This window comes from Micromonospora noduli (assembly GCF_003264365.1).
GTDB lineage: Bacteria > Actinomycetota > Actinomycetes > Mycobacteriales > Micromonosporaceae > Micromonospora > Micromonospora noduli.
The window spans coordinates 42,301-63,771 of sequence record NZ_PYAK01000018.1 but is presented as its reverse complement, the minus strand read 5'-3'; the positions used below and the strand labels follow the sequence as shown (position 1 = coordinate 63,771).

The 21,471-nt window shown below is 69.5% G+C and carries 15 protein-coding genes; 5 read left to right on the top strand and 10 right to left on the bottom strand.

Annotation, left to right across the window (positions count from 1 at the left end; all coding sequences use genetic code 11):
* Positions 1 to 193: 193 nt before the first annotated feature.
* From GUI43_RS16215 to GUI43_RS16205, 3 genes are read left to right on the top strand one after another with little or no spacing between them, the layout of a single operon-like run.
* Positions 194 to 1,030 carry a CPBP family intramembrane glutamic endopeptidase gene (locus tag GUI43_RS16215; RefSeq protein ID WP_112699154.1) on the top strand — a complete coding sequence of 279 codons (837 nt, stop codon included), beginning with the start codon at positions 194 to 196 and terminating at the stop codon, positions 1,028 to 1,030.
* A complete protein-coding gene (locus tag GUI43_RS16210) occupies positions 1,027 to 2,187 on the top strand; it encodes a sensor histidine kinase (protein WP_112602238.1) in 1,161 nt (386 codons plus the stop codon). The genes GUI43_RS16215 and GUI43_RS16210 overlap by 4 nt, the downstream gene beginning before the upstream one ends.
* Positions 2,184 to 2,843, top strand: coding sequence for a response regulator (locus tag GUI43_RS16205; RefSeq protein WP_112699153.1), 660 nt, complete (start codon positions 2,184 to 2,186; stop codon positions 2,841 to 2,843). Before GUI43_RS16210 ends, GUI43_RS16205 begins: the two co-directional genes overlap by 4 nt.
* Positions 2,844 to 3,072: 229 nt before the next feature.
* Here GUI43_RS16205 and GUI43_RS16200 read toward each other — a convergent pair whose 3' ends face one another.
* From GUI43_RS16200 to GUI43_RS16180, 5 genes are all read right to left on the bottom strand, one after another.
* Positions 3,073 to 4,302 (bottom strand): trypsin-like serine peptidase, encoded by a 1,230-nt coding sequence (locus GUI43_RS16200; protein WP_112699152.1) that lies wholly within the window; start codon positions 4,300 to 4,302, stop codon positions 3,073 to 3,075.
* A 321-nt stretch (positions 4,303 to 4,623) separates the two neighbouring features.
* Entirely contained in the window at positions 4,624 to 6,834 is a 2,211-nt protein-coding gene (locus tag GUI43_RS16195; protein WP_249037768.1) for a heavy metal translocating P-type ATPase, read from the bottom strand.
* 234 nt (positions 6,835 to 7,068) lie between these two features.
* Positions 7,069 to 7,581 (bottom strand): hypothetical protein, encoded by a 513-nt coding sequence (locus GUI43_RS16190; RefSeq protein ID WP_112699151.1) that lies wholly within the window; start codon positions 7,579 to 7,581, stop codon positions 7,069 to 7,071.
* Positions 7,571 to 9,370, bottom strand: a complete 1,800-nt coding sequence (locus GUI43_RS16185; RefSeq protein WP_146754558.1) for a RyR domain-containing protein — start codon at positions 9,368 to 9,370, stop codon at positions 7,571 to 7,573. The genes GUI43_RS16190 and GUI43_RS16185 overlap by 11 nt, the downstream gene beginning before the upstream one ends.
* Before the next feature lie 76 nt (positions 9,371 to 9,446).
* Positions 9,447 to 13,658, bottom strand: coding sequence for a HEAT repeat domain-containing protein (locus GUI43_RS16180; RefSeq protein WP_170158739.1), 4,212 nt, complete (start codon positions 13,656 to 13,658; stop codon positions 9,447 to 9,449).
* 295 nt (positions 13,659 to 13,953) lie between these two features.
* Here GUI43_RS16180 and GUI43_RS16175 point away from each other — a divergent pair, with 295 nt between their 5' ends.
* Positions 13,954 to 14,910, top strand: coding sequence for an SCO2521 family protein (locus GUI43_RS16175; RefSeq protein WP_112583164.1), 957 nt, complete (start codon positions 13,954 to 13,956; stop codon positions 14,908 to 14,910).
* Between the two features lie 6 nt (positions 14,911 to 14,916).
* Here GUI43_RS16175 and GUI43_RS16170 read toward each other — a convergent pair whose 3' ends face one another.
* The 4 genes from GUI43_RS16170 to GUI43_RS16155 form a co-directional block, all read right to left on the bottom strand.
* The gene (locus GUI43_RS16170; RefSeq protein ID WP_258398252.1) at positions 14,917 to 15,873 is read right to left on the bottom strand and encodes an SCO2522 family protein; all 957 of its coding nucleotides are present in this window, start codon (positions 15,871 to 15,873) and stop codon (positions 14,917 to 14,919) included.
* A 5-nt stretch (positions 15,874 to 15,878) separates the two neighbouring features.
* Positions 15,879 to 16,808: an SCO2523 family variant P-loop protein gene (locus GUI43_RS16165; protein WP_112583163.1), complete on the bottom strand. Its 930-nt coding sequence runs from the start codon at positions 16,806 to 16,808 to the stop codon at positions 15,879 to 15,881.
* The gene (locus tag GUI43_RS16160) at positions 16,809 to 18,650 is read right to left on the bottom strand and encodes an SCO2524 family protein (protein ID WP_112602244.1); all 1,842 of its coding nucleotides are present in this window, start codon (positions 18,648 to 18,650) and stop codon (positions 16,809 to 16,811) included. It lies immediately after the preceding gene.
* A 228-nt stretch (positions 18,651 to 18,878) separates the two neighbouring features.
* Positions 18,879 to 19,670: an SCO2525 family SAM-dependent methyltransferase gene (locus GUI43_RS16155; RefSeq protein ID WP_112602245.1), complete on the bottom strand. Its 792-nt coding sequence runs from the start codon at positions 19,668 to 19,670 to the stop codon at positions 18,879 to 18,881.
* A 461-nt stretch (positions 19,671 to 20,131) separates the two neighbouring features.
* Between GUI43_RS16155 and GUI43_RS16150 the strand changes: the two genes are divergently transcribed.
* On the top strand, positions 20,132 to 20,590 hold the full coding sequence (locus GUI43_RS16150) for a hypothetical protein (RefSeq protein WP_146765913.1): 459 nt from the start codon (positions 20,132 to 20,134) through the stop codon (positions 20,588 to 20,590).
* A gap of 84 nt (positions 20,591 to 20,674) precedes the next feature.
* On the opposite strand, the gene GUI43_RS35135 is transcribed toward GUI43_RS16150, so the two are convergent.
* Complete coding sequence (locus GUI43_RS35135) at positions 20,675 to 21,139, bottom strand: hypothetical protein (RefSeq protein WP_428842215.1); 465 nt, start codon at positions 21,137 to 21,139, stop codon at positions 20,675 to 20,677.
* Between the last annotated feature and the right edge of the window lie 332 nt (positions 21,140 to 21,471).

The following is a 21,471-nucleotide window of genomic DNA, read 5'->3' as shown; positions in this document are numbered from 1 at the left end:
CGCGCAACGTGGCGTACGCCTTCACCACGGTGTTCCGGTTGACGCCGAGGTTGTCTGGGCTCCCGAGCGGTTTCTTGTCCCCCGTGCGAGCTACCCGCAAGTGTCCACTGCACGGTGACGATTGTGGGCGGCGGAAGATCATAGGTTTCTTCGTGTCCGCGGCGCTCCGGCCGTGGTCTACGAAGGAGTCGCCATGCGATTCGTCAAACAGTTTCTCGCCGTCACCGTCGCCGCCCTCGTCGGCTGGCAGAGCGTCGCCGCCGTCGAGGGCAGCTTCTTCCTCACCTTGGTGATCGGCGCTGCGACGGCAGTGCTGGGCGTGGTCGTCTACCGGTGGGTCGTGCGGCGCACCGAGCGCCGTGAGCCGACCGAGCTCGGCCTGGACGGCTGGGGCCGGAAGCTGGGCCGCGGGACGCTCATCGGCTTCGCCATGTTCGCGGCCGTCATCGCCAACATCGCGTTCCTCGGCGGTTACCACGTCGAGGCCTGGGGTTCGCCGACGGGAGCGCTGGGTCTGCTCGGGTTCATGGCGGCCGCCGCCGTCACCGAGGAGCTGATCTTCCGGGGGGTGCTGTTCCGCATCATCGAGGAGCGCACGGGCACCTGGATCGCTCTCGCCCTGACCGGCGTGGTGTTCGGCGCGATCCACCTGATGAACCCGCACGCCACAGTGTGGGGGGCGACCGCCATCGCGATCGAGGCCGGGTTCATGCTGGCCGCCTGCTACGCCGCCACCCGGAACCTGTGGGTCCCGATCGGCCTGCACTTCGGCTGGAACTTCGCCGCCGGCGGCATCTTCAGCGTCGTGGTCTCAGGCAACGGCGAGTCAAAGGGGCTGATCGAGGCCTCGACAACGGGGCCGGTCGCGCTGAGCGGTGGCGACTTCGGGCCGGAGGGCAGCCTGTACGCGGTGCTGGCCGGCGTGGTGCTGACCGCGGTATTCCTGTGGCTGGCCAAGCGCCGCGGGCACATCATCCCTCGCCGCCACCGCACGGCGCAGGCCCCGGCAACCGCTACAGTCACCCAGTGATCAAGCTCCGGAGGCTCCCGGATCTGTGGCGGCAGTGGCCGATCACGGTCCGGGATCTCCCGATCGCCCTGGCCCTCGCCCTCGCGACGGTGGTCCCGGCCCTGGAGCGACAGGGCACGCAGCTCGGCGACCTCCCGGACCGCCCGTACGATGCGCTGACCATCGGTGTCGTCGCCCTGGAGTGCCTGCCGCTCGCCGTAAGGCGTCGGTGGCCGGCCGTCTGCCTCGCGCTGGTGTCGCTCGGCTTCGCGATCGACCAGCTCCGCGGCTACCACACCATCGCCGGTACGGGACTGGCCATCGCGCTCATCAGCGCCGGCACCCACCTGGAACGGCGCCGCTGGACCGTCGCGGGTCTCGCCACGGCGGCGTACGTGCCCCTGGCGATCTCCCTCGACCGGCTCGGGTCGGGTGAGGGCGTCGCGGGGTTCAGCACCTTCTACCTGCTGCTGGCGCTCGCGTGGGGCATCGGGGCGTGGCTGCGCCAGAACCGGGCCACCGAGGCGGAACGCCGCCGCCATGCCGAGGAGGCCACCCGTACTGCGGAGCGCACGCGCATCGCCCGGGAGCTGCACGACGTCGTCACCCACCACGTGACGGCGATGGTCGTGCAGGCCGAGGCGGCGCGCTACCTGACGGGCGCCCCGGACAAGTTGGACCAGACCTTGACCGCGATCACCGGGACCGGCCGCCGGGCCGTCGGCGACCTGCGGCAGCTGCTCGACCTGCTCAACCCGGATCACAACAGCACAGGCGATCCGCGTACGCCCTCCGTCGGCGACCTGGACGCCCTCGTCGAGCATTCCCGGCAGGCCGGGCAGCCGGTTGAGTTCGTCCGGGAGGGCACGCCGGCGGCGGCCACCGGCAGCGCCGAGGTGGTGGCGTACCGGGTGGTGCAGGAGGCGCTGACGAACGCGCTGAAGTACGCGCACGGCAGCCGAACCCGGGTTCGCGTTCACCACGGGAAAGGAGAGACGACCGTGGAGATCAGCACCGACGGCTCCGGATCTGACAGCGCGTCCCCGGGCGGCAGCGGGCGCGGCCTCGCCGGGCTCCGCGAGCGGGTCACCGTCCTCGGTGGCGACTTCAGCGCGGGTGCGCAGGCTTCCGGCGGCTTCCTCGTGCGGGCCCGGATCCCGGCTGGAAACCCGTCGTGACCGCGCCGGTCCGGGTGCTCGTCTGCGACGATCAGGAGCTGATCCGCGCCGGATTCGCGACAATCATCGACGCCCAGCCCGACATGGAGATCGTCGGCGAGTGCGGTGACGGGCGCGCGGCAGTCGACCTGGCCCGTCGGCTTCGGCCGGACGTGGTGGTGATGGACATCCGGATGCCGGTGCTCGACGGCATCGAGGCGACCCGCCTGCTGGCCGGCGCGGGGGTCCCCGTGCCGGTGAAGGTCCTCGTGGTGACGACGTTCAACCTCGACGAGTACGTCTACGAGGCGCTGCGCGCGGGCGCCAGCGGCTTCCTGCTCAAGGACGCCCCACCGGCGCAGTTGCTCCACGGCATCCGCACGGTGGCGACGGGCGCCGCGCTGCTTGCCCCGGAGGTGACCCGGCAGCTGGTGGGCAGGTACGCGGCCCGCATCCGCCCGGCCGAGGGGGACCCGGACGGCGGCGCGCTGACCCCACGCGAGCTGGAGGTGCTCCGGCTCATCGCGGAGGGGCTCTCCAACAGCGAGATCGCCGCGGCCCTGGTGATCAGCCAGGAGACGGTCAAGACGTACGTGTCCCGCATCCTCACCAAGCTCGACCTGCGCGACCGGGTGCAGGCCGTGGTGTACGCGTACCGCCGGGGCCTGGTGACCTGAGCGACCCGCTCCTTTCACTGCGGTGTTCGGCGCACGAGCAGCACGACCCGTACCGTGGGGAGTTGCTTGTCGTCCTCGATCTCGAAATCCTTGCCGAGGGTTTCGGCCGCGCCCCTCCATGGCCGTCCGACGGGGCTCTTCGAGGTCGTTGTGCTGACCAGCCGAGCCGCTGTAGCGAGGATGCCGATGGGCCGCCAAGGCGCAGAGCGCGCATTGGCGGCCCACCGTCTCAGCCGTTGTCGATCAGGCTGGCGATCTCGTTGTAGATCAGGTGCGCCTTCGCGCCCTGGTTCGACGGACAACCGCCGAGGTGGTGCAGGGCGACCACACGGTGGCTGGCGTTCAGCACGGGTGAACCCGAGTTGCCGCCGGAGGTGTCACAGCTGTAACTGATGTTCCAGGTGTTGTAGTTCGCGTTCCGGACGGCGCAGGTCGCGCCGTTCTGGGTGTCCTCGTAGATCGACAGCCGCTTCGCGCTGCCGTCGCCGTGCCCGGGGACATAGATCCGGGTGCCGTTGCTGGTGGCGGTAGTTGCCAGGTACAGCGTGCCGAATCCCTGGATGGCGGCGAAGTTGTTGACCGAGTACAGGGTGTAATCCAGCTGGCTGGAGCCGCCGCTGCTCACCCTGTAGAGGGTGGCACCGCTGACCTTGGTGCCGGCGCCGGGATTCGCGCCGCCGCAGGTGGCGCACTGGTAGTTGAACTGCATCTCGCTGCCGCTCACTGCGGACTGCGTCGAGAAGCAGTGCTTGTTCGTCAGCATCCGGTTGGTGTTGCCGACCCGCCAGGTGGTGCACAGTCCACCGCCGCTGATCAGCAGCCGCGCCACCGCCCTGCCGCGGGCGTACTCGGTGGGGTGGCTGTTCTGGTAGCAGACCACGTCCCGGCGGGCGTCGGTGCTGCACACGGACTGGGTGGAGAAGTTGTGCGCGGCGATTTCCGTGCGGTCGTATCCGCGCCAGAACCGGTCAATGGTGGCGGCGTTGCCACGTGAGGGGCGGCTGCTGTGCAGTGTCACCACGGCGGTGTCGCCCTCCACCGACATCGCCCAGAAACCCGGCTGTCCGTCGGTGGTGTAGTCCGAACCGGTTGCCCGGTTCAGGTGGCGGTCGTAGCGGTAGCTCTCCTTACCGTCGCGGCTCGACACGGTGACGTAGTCGCCTTGGGCCAGTCGCAGTGAGCTGAAGTGCACCTTGACGTAGGTGGCACCGGGATGCTGAATGATCTGTGTCCCGCCGTTGGGGGCGTAGGACAGGGAGCTGTCGACGGTGCGGAGCTCACCGATCGTGGTCACACCCTCTGCCGAGAACTGGTTCGATTCCGGTGCCCGCTCGGATTGTGGCGCGAGAGGGGCAACCGAGTACGCCTCGGCGGCGGGTACCGACAGTAGGCTCAGCCCGAGTGTGCAGGCAGCGAGCGCGACCGCCCCCGTTCGTAGGCGGCGCAGGGCATGTTTCATCTGTCGCTCCTTCTCAGGAATCAGCACCGAGACGTGCCTTCGGCCTTCATACCTGAGATCATGCAAGACATGTAATCCCATCTATGTCATAGCTGCCTGCCGTGCCGCTTCACCCGCCTCACTTCCGTGCGATGCGCCCCGATGTATGGCATATGGCCCGCCTGCTCACCGCCCGGGCCATGTCGACTGTCGTCGATCTTCGGTCCGGCAAGCCAGCCGGTCGCATCGACCTCGTAGCGCCCCCGAACGGCGGGGGTGAGTCCCCCATCAGGCCGTCCGGCTGCGATGTCACCTGCCGCCCCATGCCGAATGCGCATCACGTTATTGGGCCGGCGCCGGATCCTTCCGGGCGGACCCGCGATCCGCAGCTGAATCATCCGGGTGGCGTAACTGCACGCGGCGCAGCAGTTGGGCGTTGAGCGCGACGACGATGGTGGAGGCGGACATCAGCACCGCGGCGACCGCGGGACTCAGGCTCACTCCGGCCCACGCCAGGGCACCGGCGGCCAGGGGCAGGGCGACGACGTTGTAGCCGGCGGCCCAGGCCAGATTTTGGATCATCTTGCGGTAGGAGGCGCGCGAGAGCCTGATGACTCCGGTGACCCCGCGCGGGTCGGAGGAGGCGAGCACGACGCCCGCGGATTCGATCGCGACGTCGGTGCCGGCGCCGATGGCGATGCCGACGTCGGCGCGTGCCAGCGCGGGAGCGTCGTTCACGCCGTCACCGACCATCGCCACCCGCAGGCCCCGGCGTTGCAGCGCACCGACCGCCTCGTCCTTGTCGGCGGGCAGCACCTCGGCGAACACCTCGTCCTCGTCGGGTCTGAAGCCCAGGTCGGCGGCGACCGCCTCGGCCACCGGCCGGGCGTCCCCGGTAATCATGACGATCTTGCGGATGCCCTGCTGGCGTAGGTCGGTGATGGCCTGGCGCGCCTCGGGGCGGATCTGGTCCTCGAGGGCGAGGGCGCCGATGACACTTGCCTGCTCGCCGTCGAGGCGCAGCAGGTGCAGTACCGCGGCTCCCCGCCGGGACCACTCGGCCCGGTGCTCGTCGAGGTCGCCGGGTGCCGTGGCGTCGAGTTCGCGCAACAGAGCGGGTCCGCCCACGGCGTAACTGACGCCGTCAACGTCGGCGCGCACCCCACGGCCGGTCAGCGACTGGAAACCGGTCGCGGTGCGTCGGGCGCCTTGCTGGGCGGCGGCGGTGACGATGGCCCGTGCTAGGGGGTGTTCGCTGTCGGCCTCCACCGCCGCCGCGACGGCCAGCACGTCGGTCTCGCTGACGCCGCCGGTGGCGGCGACACCGACGACGACGTGCTCGCCCCGGGTCAGGGTGCCGGTCTTGTCGAACAGCACCGTGTCGATGGTGCGCATCCGCTCCAGGGCCAGGCGGTCCTTGACCAGGATGCCGCCCTTCGCGGCCACGGCGGTCGACAGGGCGATCACCAGCGGGATGGCCAGGCCCAGTGCGTGCGGGCAGGCGATCACCAGCACCGTGACGGTGCGGACGACTGCCTCGTCGAGGTTGCCGATCAGGGTCCAGATCAGCAGCGTCGCCGCGGCGGCGGTGGTGGCGATATAGAACAACCAGGCCGCAAACCGGTCAGCGAGGACCTGTGCCCTGCCGCTGGACTGCTGGGCCTGCGCGACCAGGCGTTGGATGCCGGCCAGGGCGGTGTCCTCGCCGACGGCCTCGACGCGCACCCGGATGGCCGCGTCGGTGGCGACCGTGCCGGCCACCACCCGGTCGCCGCGGTCGCGCCCGACCGGCCGGGACTCGCCGGTGATCATCGACTCGTCCAACTCCGCGCGGCCGTCGGTGATGCGCCCGTCGGCTGGAACCCGCCCACCCGGGCGCACCAGGACCAGGTCGCCGACATCCAAGTCGCTGACCCGGACCCGTTCGGGTTGACCGTCACCGTCGAGGCGTTCGGCGTCGTCCGGGAGTAGCGCGGCCAGGGCCGACAGTGCGCCCTGGGCCTGGCCAATGGCCTTCATCTCCTGCCAGTGCCCGAGCAGCATGATCGTGACCAGAGCCGCCAGCTCCCACCAGAAGTCCAGGTCGAACGCGCCGAGCGCGGTCGCCGCCGAGGCCACGTACGCGACGGTGATGGCCATCGCGATCAGCAGCATCATCCCCGGCGCCCGGTCACGGACCTCCCGCACCGCGCCCTGCAGGAACGGCCACCCGCCGTAGACGAACACCACCGTTCCCAGCACCGGGCCCACCCAGTCGACACCCGGGAAGTCCAGCCGATAGCCGAACCACTCCATCACCATGTGGCTGGTCACCACGATTGGCACCGTCAAGACCAGGCTCAGCCAGAACTTACGGCGGAACATCTCCGGGTCGTGCCCGGCGTGCTTGTCATGGCCGTCGTGCCCACCGTGCCCGGCATGGCCGTCGTGGGTGCCGGGCTGTACCGGCTGTCCGTGCGGGCCCTCTCGGCTGCTGCGGTGATCACCGTGGCCGTGTCGGTCCGCCGTCTCGGCGGGGGTCTGCATCGTGTGGTGCTCGTCCTCGTGCGACATCCTCATCGCCTCCTCACCCTCAAGATACCCCGGGGGGGTATTTGCGTCCAGGCATGTCGATGTCTCGCACGTCACCCACACGAACTCAGCATTTGTCAGCGACGCAGGAAAGGAGACCGCAGTTCGTCACTTCGCCACCAAAGGAGCAGCGGCCGCCTCTGTGGCAGCAGATCAGACGACGACGCCATCAGGCGCACTGGCCGGTGCTTCGCCACCGAACGCAGGACCGGCCCGTCAGCCCTCGATGGGCGTTCGGCGGGCACCGACGGGCCAGAGGATCGTGGTCGGGACGCCGTGGTGCCTCGCCCAGTCGATGGTCCGGTCCGTCGACGCGGGGTGACGGCCAGGTTTGCCGTCCCATACCGCCACGAGTCGCTGCACCCGTCGGACCAGCTCCCGGTTGGCAACCACGTAGGCGGCGGTGTCCGAGCGGTCGTAGCCGGTGTGGACGACAGCTGCCGCCCGGTCGAGCAGCTCGTCGAAGGCCAGCCGATTCTCCGGGCTGATCACCGCGACCCGGTAGTCGCGGGCCGGCAGGATCACCTCGTAGGTGCCGCCCAGATCGAGGATCGTGCGCGCGAAGACCTGGTCCGCGCCGGCCGCCAGGCAGGTCACGCCGTGCACGGGCCGGTCGCTGATCCGGCCCAACTCGACGCGGAGAGCCTCGGCGACGAGCAGCTCGGTGTCGCGGGTCAGGTTGATGTGCCCGGTCACGCCGACGCGGACCGGGCCGAGGTCAGGCGGCATCCCTCGGGCCTCTCCGCTGCGCGGGCACCGGGGGCGCCAGCCGGATCAGCTCGAACCCGCTGTCGGACAGCACGTCGGGCAGTGCCCGAATCCCCTCGCGATTCTGCTCCTGCACGTCGGACGGCAGCTCCTCCCACGGCCGCAGCGCGGGATGCCGCCGCTGGACGTCATCACGCGGGTCGCCGTACGTCCAGCCGTCACCGCGCCGTTCCCGGCACCACCGGTCGTGCTCCAGGCGGGCGAGTTCCTCGATCCGGTCGTCAATGGCCTGCCCGGCGGCCGAGGCGTCACCGGTGCCACCGTGCCGGGGCGCCACGACGCAACCGAGATCCAACAGCTTGGCGGCGATGTCCTGCACGTGGGCCCGGTTGGCCCGCCGCAACGACTCGGGTAGTCGTGACCAGTCCACCATCGCCGGGGCATCGCCGAGTCGTACCCCGGCGCGCTGCTGGGCCTGGACGTACCGCTCGTGGATCAGCCGGGCCAGCCGCTCGGTGAGGTCCTCGGCGATCAGCCGGGCGTCGCAGGCGTGGGTGAGCACCGGATAGAGGCGGAGCTTGCCGTGTACCTCGTCGAGCAGGTCGTGACGGGAGTCGCCGTGGAAGGCCGCGGCGAGCGCCGCCTGCCGGTAGACCGGCACGAACACGGCACTCTCGGCGCCCTGCCACAGGGCGGGCGTGTCCAGCACGAACTGCAGGCCGCTGATCTCGTCCGGTGCGCAGACGTAGATGCGGTCGTAGCGGTCGCGACCGAGACCGACGACACCGTCGAGATCCAGGTCGTACGCGGTCAACTGGCAGACGGTGGCCAGGAACGGGTAACGCGACGACGCTAGAGCGATCTCGGTGCCGGCATCCGGTGCGACGACGTCCACCCGCAGGGGTGGCACGACGCTGCCCCCGGGGGTGTCGGCGAGGGATGCGCGCCAGTGCCGGGCGGTCTCCACCAGGAGAGCCCGGCGGAAGGTGCCGGTGCCCGCGATGAGGATCCTGGTTGGTTGGTCTCCCCCGCTGGGCAGCGGGTGGTGCCGGTGCAGTGCGCGTGCGGCGACGTCGTCGACGTGGAAGTAGTCCAGCCGCAGCCGGCTGGACCCGGCGGCACCGAGTCGTCGGGCCTGCAGGGACAGACACATCTCCGAGTCGCGAACCAGGATGTAGACCCGCGGTGGTTGCCGTCGGTCCTGGATGAGCCGGTTGGCGGTGTTGGCGATCGCGTGGTTGCGGTCGTCGTCCTCGCTGCAGGCGTAGATGGTGTGGGCTCGCGGCAGGCCGGCGCCGCGTAACACCTCGGGGCTGGTCGGGTCGCCGACCACGCCGAGGTACCGGCGCCACCGGTACTCCAGCGGCCCGAACGGTTCGGAGCGCACCACCACCACACGTTCACCGTCGGCGAAGAGCCGGTCGGCGAGCATGTGGGCGAACTGGGAGTCGCCGCAGACCAGGACGTGACCACGTGCCCGCCGGGCGCGCAGACGGCGACTCTCGGCGGCCAGCAGCAGCCGGCTGGCCTCGGCCACGGCGAGGAGCGTGAACAGCGGGGCAGCGAACCGGGCGACCTGCAGCTGCCACGGGTAGGGGCCGGCGTCCTGGAAGGGTTCGGCACCGAAGACGAAGAGCTGCAGGTCGTAGTAGAGCACGTCGTACGGATCGTGGGCGACGTCCGGTCGGGCCTGGAGCAGGCGCTCGAAGCCGACATAGCCGAGGACGAGAGCGGTCAGCCCGATCACTCCGAAGAGGACTCGCAGACTCCAGCCGGCCGAGCGGGACGAGCCGGCGACCGGATCCGTCATGAGCTCATTGTATTTGACGAGGTCGATCGGATCTCCGCTCGACGCGCACGCGTGTGCACCTACGGCTCCGGATCGATCACGGAAAGTCGTCGGGTCGGGTGTCGGGCAGCGTGGCCAGCAGTTGCCCGGCCAGCCGCCGCACCGCGCCGTCATCCTCCTGATGCGCGAGCCGCACGAGCACCTCCCGGGTCCGGGTATCCCTGTCGTAGTGACGGGTCAACGCGAGCAGCGCGGTCCGGCGGATCTCCCAGTCATCGTCGTCAGCCAGCCGCAGCAGCAGGTCCCGTACCCCCGTGCGGCCGGCCAGGCTGGCGCCCAACTGCTCCACGGCCCGGCGGCGAACCTCCAGGGCCGGATCGTCGCGGACCAGCCCGACCAGCAGCACCTGAACCTCCGGGTCGGCGCCGAAGTGCTCGCCGAGCGCGGCGGCGATGCGGGCGCGGATCGCCGGGTCCTGGTCCGACAGGCGGCGCATGAGCCGCAGCGTCACCGCCATGGACGCCGAGCCCTGCTCGGTCAGACAGCGCACGGCCGCATCGAACACGGTCGGGTCGGTGTCGGACTCGACGCATTCCAGCAGCACGTCGGTCGCCAGTTCCGGGCTCCCGTACGCGCAGAGGGTCTGTACGGCGGCCAACCGTATGCCGACGTAGCTGTCTCGGCGGGCCCGCCGGCACAGTGTTTCCATCAGGCCCGGTGCGTCGCCGTGGCGGGCGAGCGCCTGGGCGGCGGCGCACAGCACGTTCGGGTCGGGGTCCCGACTGACCTGCTCGGCAAGGCACTCCCGCACCTCAAGGTCCGCCGGGTCGGCGAGACGGGCCAGGCTACGGGTGACCCGCAGCCGGACGATCGGGTCCCGCTCCTGGGAGGCGCGGCTGATGAGCAGATCTCGGGTCGCGTGGCCGAACAGCGGTCGCCCGGTGAGCAGGTCGACCGCGGCGAGCCGGACGCTCGCGGTCGGATCGCGTCGAGCGCTCTCCAGCAGCAGTTCCCCGGTGCGGTGGTCGGGATAGGCCTCGGCAAGCGCGCGCACCGCGGCGAGGCGAACCGTCGCGTCCTCGTCGACGTGAGCCGAGCGGGCCACCACGGTCCACCCGGTGTCGTCGGCACGGTCCCGGTCGATCAGAGCGGTGACCGCGGCGGCCCGCACGGAGGACTCCTCGTCCTGCTCAATCTGATCGATCAGCCGGGCCCGGCAGCGGCCCTCCGGGTCGGGTACGAGCGCCAACCGCTGCACGGCGACCACGCGGACCCGCGCGGACGTGTCCGAGCCGGCCAGCTTCAGCAACAGCTCAGTGCTCTCCGGGCTGGGGCGCTCGGGCAGCAGCTCGGTCAGAATGCAGCGTCGGACCTCGTCCGGGGAATCGCCGGTGACCCGCTGCAACGCCGTGGTTCGTGCGGTCTCGACGTACTCCGGCAGAACCAGCAGACCCTTCAGCACGCACTGCACCACACCGGGGTCGGTGTCGGTGGCCAGCAGTCGCTGCATCGTCTCGGGTGCGTCCGGCAGGTCGGCGCAACGCGCCGTGAGCACTCCGGCGGCGGCTCGCCGCACCGCGACGGCGGTGTCCCCGGTGGCTCTGGCCAACACCTGACGGACGTCGTCGGAGAGTTCGGGCCGGGTGCCGAGGGACTGCACGGCCAGCGCCCGCACCGCGAGATCGGGAGAGCTGGCGAGGTCGCGCAGCACGTCCACGAGGTCGAGGTCGGCGCCGAAGTGGGCGACCAGTGCGCGTACGGCGGCCTGCCGCACCGCGGTGGAGACCTCGGCCTGCGCCTGGGCGAGCAGGATGTCCCGGCATCGGTGACTGCTGCCGCCGGTGGCGTCGAGGCGGCCGGCAGCCTCGGCCAGCCCGGCGACCAGGGTGAGGTGGGCCTGCCGCTCGCGGCCCTGCCCCAGCTCCCGGACGAGCAGGTCCTCCATCTGCTCCTCGGCGGTGGACAGCACCGCCGCGATCCGGGTGGCAAAGGGAGAGCCGGATCGCCAACTGGTCCGGACCCCACGGCGGCGGTACCAGTGCAGGAAGATCTCCCGGCCGGGCCAACTCGGACCGAGCGCCCGGATCGAGGACAGCAGCTCCTGCTCGGTGAGATCCACCAGGTTCGGGTCGTCGGCGGAGATGCCATGCTCGATGAGACGCACGACCTGACGCAGCACGGCATCGCCCGCGCCGGCCAGTTCGGCGGGCTGCGGCGCCTCGGCCACGCACTGCGCCGCCAGCACCAGGTTCCACGGCGGCCCGGTCAGGTTCAGCGGCGGCCACGGTTGAGTGGCCTCGGTGGCGAGCACGGTGACCAGCTCGTTGGCGGTCTGGGCGGGCAGGGCGCTGGCAACCAGTCGAAGCACCTCCCGCCACGACGGATCGGCCCAGCGCTCGCGAAACAGCGAACGCAGACGATCAGGGCCCCAGGTCGGATCGTGCTCGCATCTGTCCACGATCTCTTCGGCACAGAAGAACTCCAGGAACGCGCGGTGCACGAACCCGAACAGTCGCAGTCCGTAACGTTCCAGGATGAAGCTTCGCTGCCGCAATTTGTCGATCATCGAGTAGGCCATGGCGAGCGCCCGCTCATTCTCAAAACCGTAGAACGCGACGAGGTGGTCCCGGAAGATGCGCGCCAATTCGTCGGATTCAATGTAGTTTCCGGCGGGGCCGGACTCGCGGAACTGCATCCAATACGCCAGGTGACGCAGCAGCCGACGCTTCGCCTGCAGGTCCAGCGACGGGACGTCGCCGTGGCTCTCGCGCAGTTGCTTGGTCACATCCCACTCGGAGATCAGTACGTCGGTCACGTGCGCGTAGAGCCGGCGTCGGTTGCGGGGCAGCGGGTGACCCCGGCCGACGATCGCCATGAGCATCAGCAGCAGGGGGTTGCCGGCGATCTCGCGCATCGCCCGAGAACTGCCCACCACGTCGAGGATCTGCCGCCGCTGCCGCTCTGCCTCGGCAGCCGACGTGGGCATCACGTAGCGGTACCAGTTGCCGAGGAACCTCGCGATCTGCTCGTCGTCGAGATCCTCCAGGGTGAAGTGGTCGAAGCCTGCGTTGGCAAAGGTGTGCCGCTGGTAGCCGGCCGCCCGCGAGGTGACCACGGTCAGCACCCCCGGGTACTCGTTGGCGAACGTGGCGATCTGTGCGGCCACCTCTTCCCGCTGCGCCGGGTCGAACACCTCGTCCAGGCCGTCGAACAGGAACAGCGCCTGGCCGCCCTGGCGCAGGTACGACTCCAGCACGTCCTGGTCTATACCAGCCAGCCCCTGCTGGTGGCGGTGGCCGACGTAGTCGAGCAAGCCGTCGCACCGGCCGTCCCCATGATGGGTGGCGTAGGAGCGCAGCTCGATCAGGACGGGTAGGTACCGGTCCAGCGCACGCAGTCGAGGCTCGACGCAGACCTCGGCCAGCGTCAGCGCCAGGTACCGCGCGGCTGCGGACTTGCCGGAGCCGGGGTCGCCGAGCAGCACGATCGTGCGCCGGCCCGGGTCGGACACCACATCGAACAACGACAGCTCGTCCTTGGCCGCGTACTCCTCCCAGAGCCGCTCCACCTCCTCCGGGTTGACCACCCCGGGCAGCCCTCCGACGTCGTCGCCCGGCGTGGACCCGGCCCAACGCCACCACGCCAGCGGCATCTCCGGTCGCGCGTCCTCGTGGACGCGGGGCTCCACGAACACCTTGGGCAGCCCGACGGTGAGGTAGCCGATGGTGGGACGCGGTGAGACCGCGTCCACCGAGACGGCCTGGTATCTCAGCGACAACTGCTTGTAGTACTGGTTGCGAACGGCCGTCGGCAGGTGGGTGTCCGGGTCGGCGGGCTCGCGCGCCGGGGACCTGCCACTGCGTACGTCGGCCAGTGCGGCGGTCACCTTGGCGGTGAGGTCGTCCACGCCGGAGAAGAAGGCGCAGAGGTGGCGCTCCTTGAGCTCACGGCGCAACGCGACGATCTGCTGCCAGTCGGCATCGCGGTCGATCATGTCGACCGGCCAGGGAGTGTCCTCCGCGAGCAGGAAGACCAGGCAGGGCTTTCCCGCCGCGAGCGCCTCCCGGTACTCCAACTCGGTGATGGAGGACTCCTGGCCGGGCGGCCGGAACCCGTACCGCCAGGCGAACAGCCCCACGTAGAGGTCGCACCGGCGCACGTCGGCGAGGCAGCGTTCCAGCGGCGGCCGGATGTCGGCGCCGTACGCCTCCATGGCCACGTCGTCGATCTCGAGACGGCGAGCCACGGCGTGCACGGCAGCGCGGTATTCCAGCAGGTCCTTTTGTGTGGCCGAAATGTAGACCTTCATGAACGGCAAACTCCAGGGGGTGGCTGGCGACCGCACCATTGAAAATATCAGCCGCTGTCACGTCCGTCCGACCCGCGAACACTCCGAACGCCCGCCGTACATGGGATTCCCGCCGACCCCGGGCTTATGATGGCCATCAACAGATACGGATCCGAGGTTGAATCTCGCACTCGCGGAGTTTTGGTTGTCCGACGCGGATCCGTGTCAGTGCCGGTCACCAGGGGTGTACGTCAATCAGTATGAGCCGCAAACCGCGGGATGAGCGCGGGTCGGTTGCAGCGTTGCGGAGGAAGCCATGCTCACGGTCGGTGAGGTGCACACCAGCCTTCTGCAGCACAGCACGGCGTTGGCCCAGGAGCAGAGCGCCGAAGTGCTCGGCCTGATCGAGGGCGAGGCCGTGCTGACCTCCCGGCGTCCATCGCTGTACGCGGTGTCACCCGATGTGCGCACCGGTGTCGACTGCTGGCTCCCGAGCGCCAAGAAGCGCCAGTTACGTGGGGTGGGAGCCGTCGTCACCCGGGCCATCATCACCGGCGGCCGGATCGTGCAGGCCTCCTCGGTCATCCACGTCGTCGCCGGCGAACGCCGCCAGCCGTGGTCGCACTATCTGGCCAACCCCGGCGTCCTGGAGACGGTCGGCAAGCTGGACGTCGCCGACCTGAGCGCGGGCTTCCTGCACGGCAACAACGCCGACGTGCTGAACCTGGAGGCGATCACCGGCAGGGTGCTCGACGGTGTGCAGATGTCAGACCTACTGGACCGGCGCCCGCCACTGCGCACCGCCCGCACACGGCTGCGCTGGACCGCGCAGGCCGACGAGCGTCCGAACCGGGACGTCTCGGCGGTGGTCACCGTGGACTCGCCCACCCTGCGTACGGTCGAACTCGTGCTCGACCCGCAGGACGTGCCGGCCGCCGTGGCCGGGCTTTGCGAAGATCTCGCGTTGCACGACTGGCTGCTGACCATGCTGTCCTCGCTGGTGGAGTCCGCGGTCACCCGCTCGGCCTCCGGGCAGGAGCACGTCGAGCGGCTGCGGCCGGTGCTGGAGCACCTGCTGCACCTGTGGCTGCCCGGCGCGCGGGTGCACCCGCGGCTGCGGCCGATCTGGGACCAGTTGGAGCAGGTACCCGGGTTCAGCCGTCAGTGGAACTCGTCGGTCAACTGGATCCGGGATCAGATCAGCGTGAGCAACATGGCTCTGCTACGCGACCTGGCCGGCCGGGTGGCCGTCGACGAGCCGTGCCGACGCTGAGCACGCTCAGTCGCTGATGAACACGTAGCTCAGCCGGTCGACCAGCTCGCTGGGCAGGTGCAGGCCCTCGCCGCCGGCCCGTTTGGCGACCTGCTGCGCGACCGCCGGCGGCACCGCCACCTGGCCGAGGATGGTCCGTACGGCCAACTCCACCGGCAGGTACTGGGTGCCCATCAGGGTCAGCGTGCGATACGCGCAGAACGGCGCGGCCGCCGGGTTCAGCTGGACGATCGCCGGCAGTTCGTCCCAGTCCGTCGGCAGCTCGCCGGTGAGCTGACACGGCTGCGTCATCGTCTCGCCCCGATGCCGTAGCACGCCGAGTCGGGTCATCTGCCAGACCGAGGCGAGCAGGGCGCAGGCCCACACCCGGGCGTCCGGCTCGTCGGACCAGAGCTCGATGTCGACGAAGATGGAATGCCGGGGATCGCCGGACTGTAACGGCGGAGACCACGGACGTGGCAGGGTCATCGCCGGCGCGTCGGCGTGCCCGGGGGACCGTTTACCGTTGGACAACCAGCCCGACTCGCTCAACGGTGGACGACTCCCGGTGGTGTGCCGAGGTGGTTCCACCACCAGTGTGTCGACCACCAACCGGGCCAGTTCGGCTCCGTCGTGCCGAGCGAAGCTGGACTCCCGGGCCACGTAGTCCAGGATCAGGCCGTGCTCCGCCGCGGCGCTCTGCACCTGCGGGATCACCTCGCGGGGGGTACCGAAGCGGTGGAAGTAGTCGTCCAACATGAAGCAGGTGCTGATCCGCGGCTCCCGGTGTGCGGGCAGCCCTCGTCGGGCCAGAGCCGGGATCGCGGCCGACCAGTCCGCGATCCGCTCGAACTTGCGCCTCAGCTCCTCACACCCGTCGCCGAAGTCCTCCGCGTAGAAGTGCCCCAGCTCCACGGACAGATGCGAGTACGCCACGCTCTCTGTACGACGCACCGCAGCTGCCTCCTGGAACCTGACATCCATGCCGATCACGCGGTGTCCCATGCCGTCTCGTCGAAAAGCTTCTCGGTCAGGTCAACGAAGGCGTCCACCGTCTTGACGTTGGCAATTTTGGATTGCACGTCGTGATCGGAGATCAGCTGCTCCCGCCACTGCAGCAGAGGATCCAACGGCACCTCGCCGAGCAGCGTCGTACGCCCGACACCTCGTCGTCGGGCCAGCTCCGACAGCTCCGTGTCGCACTTGCGCAGGAACGCCTGCTGGGCGAGGCCGAGGTGGCCGACCTCCGGACCACGTGAGTCGATCACCGCCGTACGGATGAAGCGCAGCGACTCCCGTAGCCTGTCCGGCTCGTGGCCGTACTCCTTGCCCATGGCCACGATCCCACCCGCCTCGAAGGCCAGGTCCGCCGCTGCGGTGACGTGCTGGGGAGTCCACCGGTGGAAGACCAACCAGCGCACGGCGACCTTGCGCAGGGTCGAGGTCGCGGTGGCGGCCAGCGCGATCTGACTGGCGTACGACCGCCCGGCGCTGAGGTCCACCAGGGTCAGGTCGAACTCCTCCTCCAGCCGGAGGAAGAGCTCGGCGCAGCGCTTGGCGATGTCGTTGGTGAAACCGAACTCGCTACCGTTGCGTTGCCCCGGCAGGAGCACCAGCGGACCGGACCCGATGGGCCTCTGACGCAGGCTGGCACGTTCGGAGGTGCCCCACACGTCCAACTGCTCCGGAGACGGGATCTCCCCGCGCAAATATCGGTGCAGGCCGCCACCGTTGGGCCCGGCGCCCTCCACGCCATTGACGGCCTGCGGAATCTGGAACGTGATGCCGGCGGTCGGCGAGCCGAAGTCGTAGTCCAGGTAGCAGGTGGGGCGACCGGACAACGCGCTGCGGTAGGCGATGTTCGCCGCGGTCACCGACCGCCCGGTGCCGCCCTTGTGCGACGTGACGAAGACCAGCATTCAGATCCCCTCGCTGGCCTTCTGCTGCCCGGTGGCGACGTCGTTGAGCAGCAACAGGACAGTGTTCACCAGCGCGGCCGCCGTGCCGGGACGCTCGTCGACCAGCAGCTGCGCCCGGCCCAGGCTGGCTCGGATGCTGCGCATGCTGCGCTGCATCGCCTCACCGTCGAAGGTGCCTCGCATCAACTCCCGGTCGAAGAGGTATTCGGCCTCGTCGACGAGATCCTGCGCGTAGTCGGCCAGCCGGCCGGCTCGTGGGAACGGCCGCTCCCACAGCAGCTGACCGGAGGTGACCAGAGCCTGCACCACCCGCTCGGTCAGATACCAGGAGGGTGCGTCCGGCTTCGGCGCCAGGCCGGGAAAAGCACCACCGGCGTGGTCCCACAGCCCCTGGTGCCGGCCGTCCGGGATGCGCCGCAGCAGCAGGTGGTCCCACACCTCGTCGGCCAGCTCGAGCAGTTCACTGCGCCGTCGGGCGTTGCTCAGCAGACCGGCGACGGTGGTCGCCCGCTGTAGCAGCACCGTGGAGAATTCGTTCACGTTCCACGTCATGATCGGCTTTGACGTGTCGTCGTTCAGGGTCACCCGCTTGCCTGGCGCGTGCACGAACAGCGCCGGCTCGCCGGGCGACGCCCGCCGGGTGATCCGCGCCCGCTGCGCCAGCTCCACCAGCACCGAGGCGATCCGCCCGAGCTCCTCGTCACCGCCGCGCCCGACGGCGATCAGGCCCTTCACCGCCAGCGACGTGGCCTGGAGGGTGTAGTAGTCGGTCCGGTCACCGTCGGTCGTCCGCCAGGGGATGTCCTCGATGGGCCACCGCCGTCGGTTGCCGAAGGTCGCCACCGTCGCCCAGTACGTCCGGGTGAGCTCCCAGCGCAGTTGCAGCGCCCGGGACAGCCGCTGCTGCTCCTCGTTGAGCAACCCGAGCAGCCGGGTGCGTTCGGAGTTCAGGTCCTCGATGGCGTCCATCGCGATCACCGTGAAGTAGAGGTAGGGCGCATTCTCCGCGGAGCCCTCACGCTGCAGGCCGATCGGTTCGGTGGTCGGGACCTCCTCGGCCCCGGAGATGATCCCCCACGACCAGCCGCACTCGAACAGCATCTCGCTGTTGTCCAGGTCCTCGGTCACCCGGCCCGACCCGATGATCACGCTACGCAGGCTCGCCATCGTGTCCCGCAACTGCTCGCGCAGCGCCGCCACCAGCTCGCGGCGCGGCAGCTCGTCCTGGTTGACCATGTCGCACAGACGAGTGCCGTACTCGTCGGTGGAGGTGAAGACGAAGGTGCTGAAGCTGCGGAGCAGACCGACCATCGCCGCCGTGAGGCGCGCGCCCGCCATCGCCTCCAGTTCGTCCAGTTGCGCCAACAGGTCGCGCCGCTGGGTGGAGTCCCGGTAGACCTTGACGAAACCGATCGTCGCCAGCGTGAGTGTGACCGACACCGCGAACGAGTCGACGATGTCCAGGGAACGCTGCTCGTCGGTGAGCTCCGGACCGCCCTCCAGCGGGGTGAGGTAACTGCCCCCACCGAAGATCGGAGCGCCGGCGTCGTCGGTGTACCGCCGGAAATAGTCGATCATCACGCTGACCAGCCGGCGGGGAATCTCGATCGCGCCGCCGATCGGGCTGAGCGCCTCGATCACCTCTTCGTCGGCGCGGTCCGGGTCGTCCAGTGACAACACGGGGACCTTGGCCGCGGGGAGCAACAGGGTCAGCAGTTGCTCTGCGTCGCTGATCGAGTTGCTACCACTTCGGCTACCCCAGTGCCATTCACCGTTCGCCCAGCAACTGCGAACCGTAGCCCGCCAGATGTCGAGGATCTCCTGGCGCGGCTGCATCCGCATGATCCACCGCCGTCTGTTGTAGTCGTCGACTCGAAACCTCTGGTATTGCCGTGCCCACAATGGTCCACGATGACGTACAGCGTCATGGTAGCGGGCCAGTCGAGTGCCCCTTGAAAGGCTTCGATGGCCGCGTGTCGGCACTCCGGCCAATCGGGCACGATGGAATGTCCCGCCGCCACGCTGCACCGAGAGCACGACGTCGGCGCATCCCACAGGCACGCCTCGGCGCTATCCGCGGGTACGGCCGGTGGCCAGCAGCATGCTCAGATACCCGTCCCGCAGCGGCGGCTTGGGCCGCACCTCGTGGACGTCCAGGTCGTACGCGCCCGCCGCGATGCTGGCCACCACGTCGGCGCGCTGCAGTGACACCGCCGGGAACATCCGCGGACCGACGCTGTAGCCGAGGGACCCGAGCATGACCGTCACGGCGAAGGGCGACCCGGGCCGCAGCGCGTCCAGAAACCGACCGATCGCGTGCTCGGCCTCGGCCCGGTCGGCCGAGATGGAGCAGGCCACGAAGAACATCGTGCCGGCGCTCCAGGCGTGCCTCGGCAGGGTGAAAACGCTGGCCCGCACCACCCGGCCCACCTGCGCCAGGCGCCGGCGCGGGTCCGCCAGTGCCGCGTACGCCGGGTGCTCCGCGCACACCTGCCAGTACGGGTCCCAGAGCTCGTCGTAGCTGTCGACCTGCATGCGCAGCCAGTTCACGTTCGCCGTCGACCATTCACACAGGTCGACGGCCCTCGCGAACGGCAGAAGCGACAGCGCCGGATACAGATTCGCTCCGGACCCCACGTCGACGCACCGCGCGTCGGAGAGCTTCGCCTCGGCGAAGAAGTCTCGGATGCGGCAGAGGATCTCCCGATCGTCGGACCGCAGATCCGCGTAGTTGTGCCGGACATATGCCTGCGGGTCGAAGCTGTCCCACTCGACGTCGGAATTGACCGGCCTCGGCGACTGAATCGGCGAGCGTGGCGTCGACTCGCCGCAACCGCCCCCAGTCGCCGGGGTCAACGCCATGGACGGGCCTCCATCGGGTCGGCGAATCACATTGGTCGCTGAAGCGGCGCTCAGTGCACTGCCCATTATGTATCGGAGGTGGTGTTGGGTCACAAGTGTAGGAACTTCACCATCCGCCGGGAATGACGACGACAGGACGGTGGCCGGATGCCGACAACACGTCCGCACCAGCCCGATCGACACCTGGTAGGCCGCCGCCTTCGCAGCCCACCACGGGGCCGCGGTCGGGCACGTTCTCGACGCAGACCAATCTTCGTCGCCCGCAGGCCGACGCCTGCGAGCACTGCACGCACCCGTCGTCCACGCTCACGACGCGCCTCGCGTCAAGCTCCACACCTGGGGCTCGGTGCTCGTCGGCCCAATAACTGATCCCACCCGTTCGAACGCGGCTGGTAGCGTGCGCCGAACATGAAGATCATGGGGGAACATCGATGAACCGAACTCGACTCGTCCTGACTGGCTTGGCCGTTGCGGCGGCCATCGCGATGTCCGGCTGCGATCCGCAGCCCAAATCTGAGGGCACCGCAACCTCGCCGTCCCCGGCGGCCTCGAGCGCCGCCCCGACCGGCGGCGCGGCCACCACAGCGACCAGCACCGCAGCCAACGACGCGGCCACAGTGAAGGCCTGCGCCGACATCAGGAAGGACATCAAGGATAACGCGACCAAGGTCACCGAGGCCGAGAAGATCGGCCCGCCAGCCGGGCACTTCGCGGTCAGTGCCCAGTGGGCCGCCGGCTCGGTCGCGATCCTGGCGCACTCGATAGGCGCCAACGAGGCAGTCACCGCCGCCTCCGAAAAAATCCAGAACGAGATGATGGGCCTGAGCGACGCGTACAACAAGTCCGCCAAGGCCAAGCCCAGCAAGAAGGCCCTGGAAGACGCCATCAAGGAGCTGGACACCGCCTGCTCGGCCGGCTGACCGGTTCGACCACGCAATCGGCGGTGACCCTCACCCGGACGGTCACCGCCGATTCGCATGTCCGCGCGGCCTGCGGCACCTGGGTCAGCGGCCTCTGAGCAACCGACGGTCAGCCTGCGCGACGCCCAGCGAGCTACCGCGAAGAGCGGCGCGCTGTTCCCGCCAAGCCACACATCCGTCCAGATAGGTGGCTACTGCTGACGGAACCGATTCCGTACATCGGTGAAGACCGCCTAGCGAGGACCTGACCCCGCCGCTCATAGAGGCCTGGTTGTAGACGGCCACGGATCTTGCCGGCCTACACACCGACGGCGCGACGACGACCGTGCGGTTCACCCTGAACGGCTCCCCCGCTGCGGCGCTCGCCGGCCAGATAACCGATCTGACGGTGCAGTGCGGCCTTGTCCCTGTGCGGGTCGAGTCCGAGCACAGTCCCGTGTCCATCCTGTACGCGCTGCTGGCCGTCGTGACCACGCCCTCCAGGATGACCACGCGGTTCTGCACTTCGATGCAGATGCGTTCGTGACGCAACCGGGGATCCCGCTGCATGCGCTCAAGCAGTTGGCAGGCCAGACGGGCATCATCATCAGAGGCTGGCCCGGTCTGGAACAGCGATGGAGGGTCGTCGGGAAAGAACCAGGGGACGTAGGTCATGCTGCCTCCTCACAGGCGCTGCGGTGTTTCCTGCGTTCGCGCTGCAAACACCGGTCGGGCGGGGGTGACCGGGACTCAGCGTCGGATCGGGGCCACGGGGTACGGCGGAGCGTCCTGCTCGGCAGCCGCGATCGTCTGGCCGGAGTCACCGAGCTTGACCAGAATCGGTGTCGTGTCGTGTGGCATGAGCTGCTCCTTTCATATCGTCTGTTCCCCTTGCGCTACCC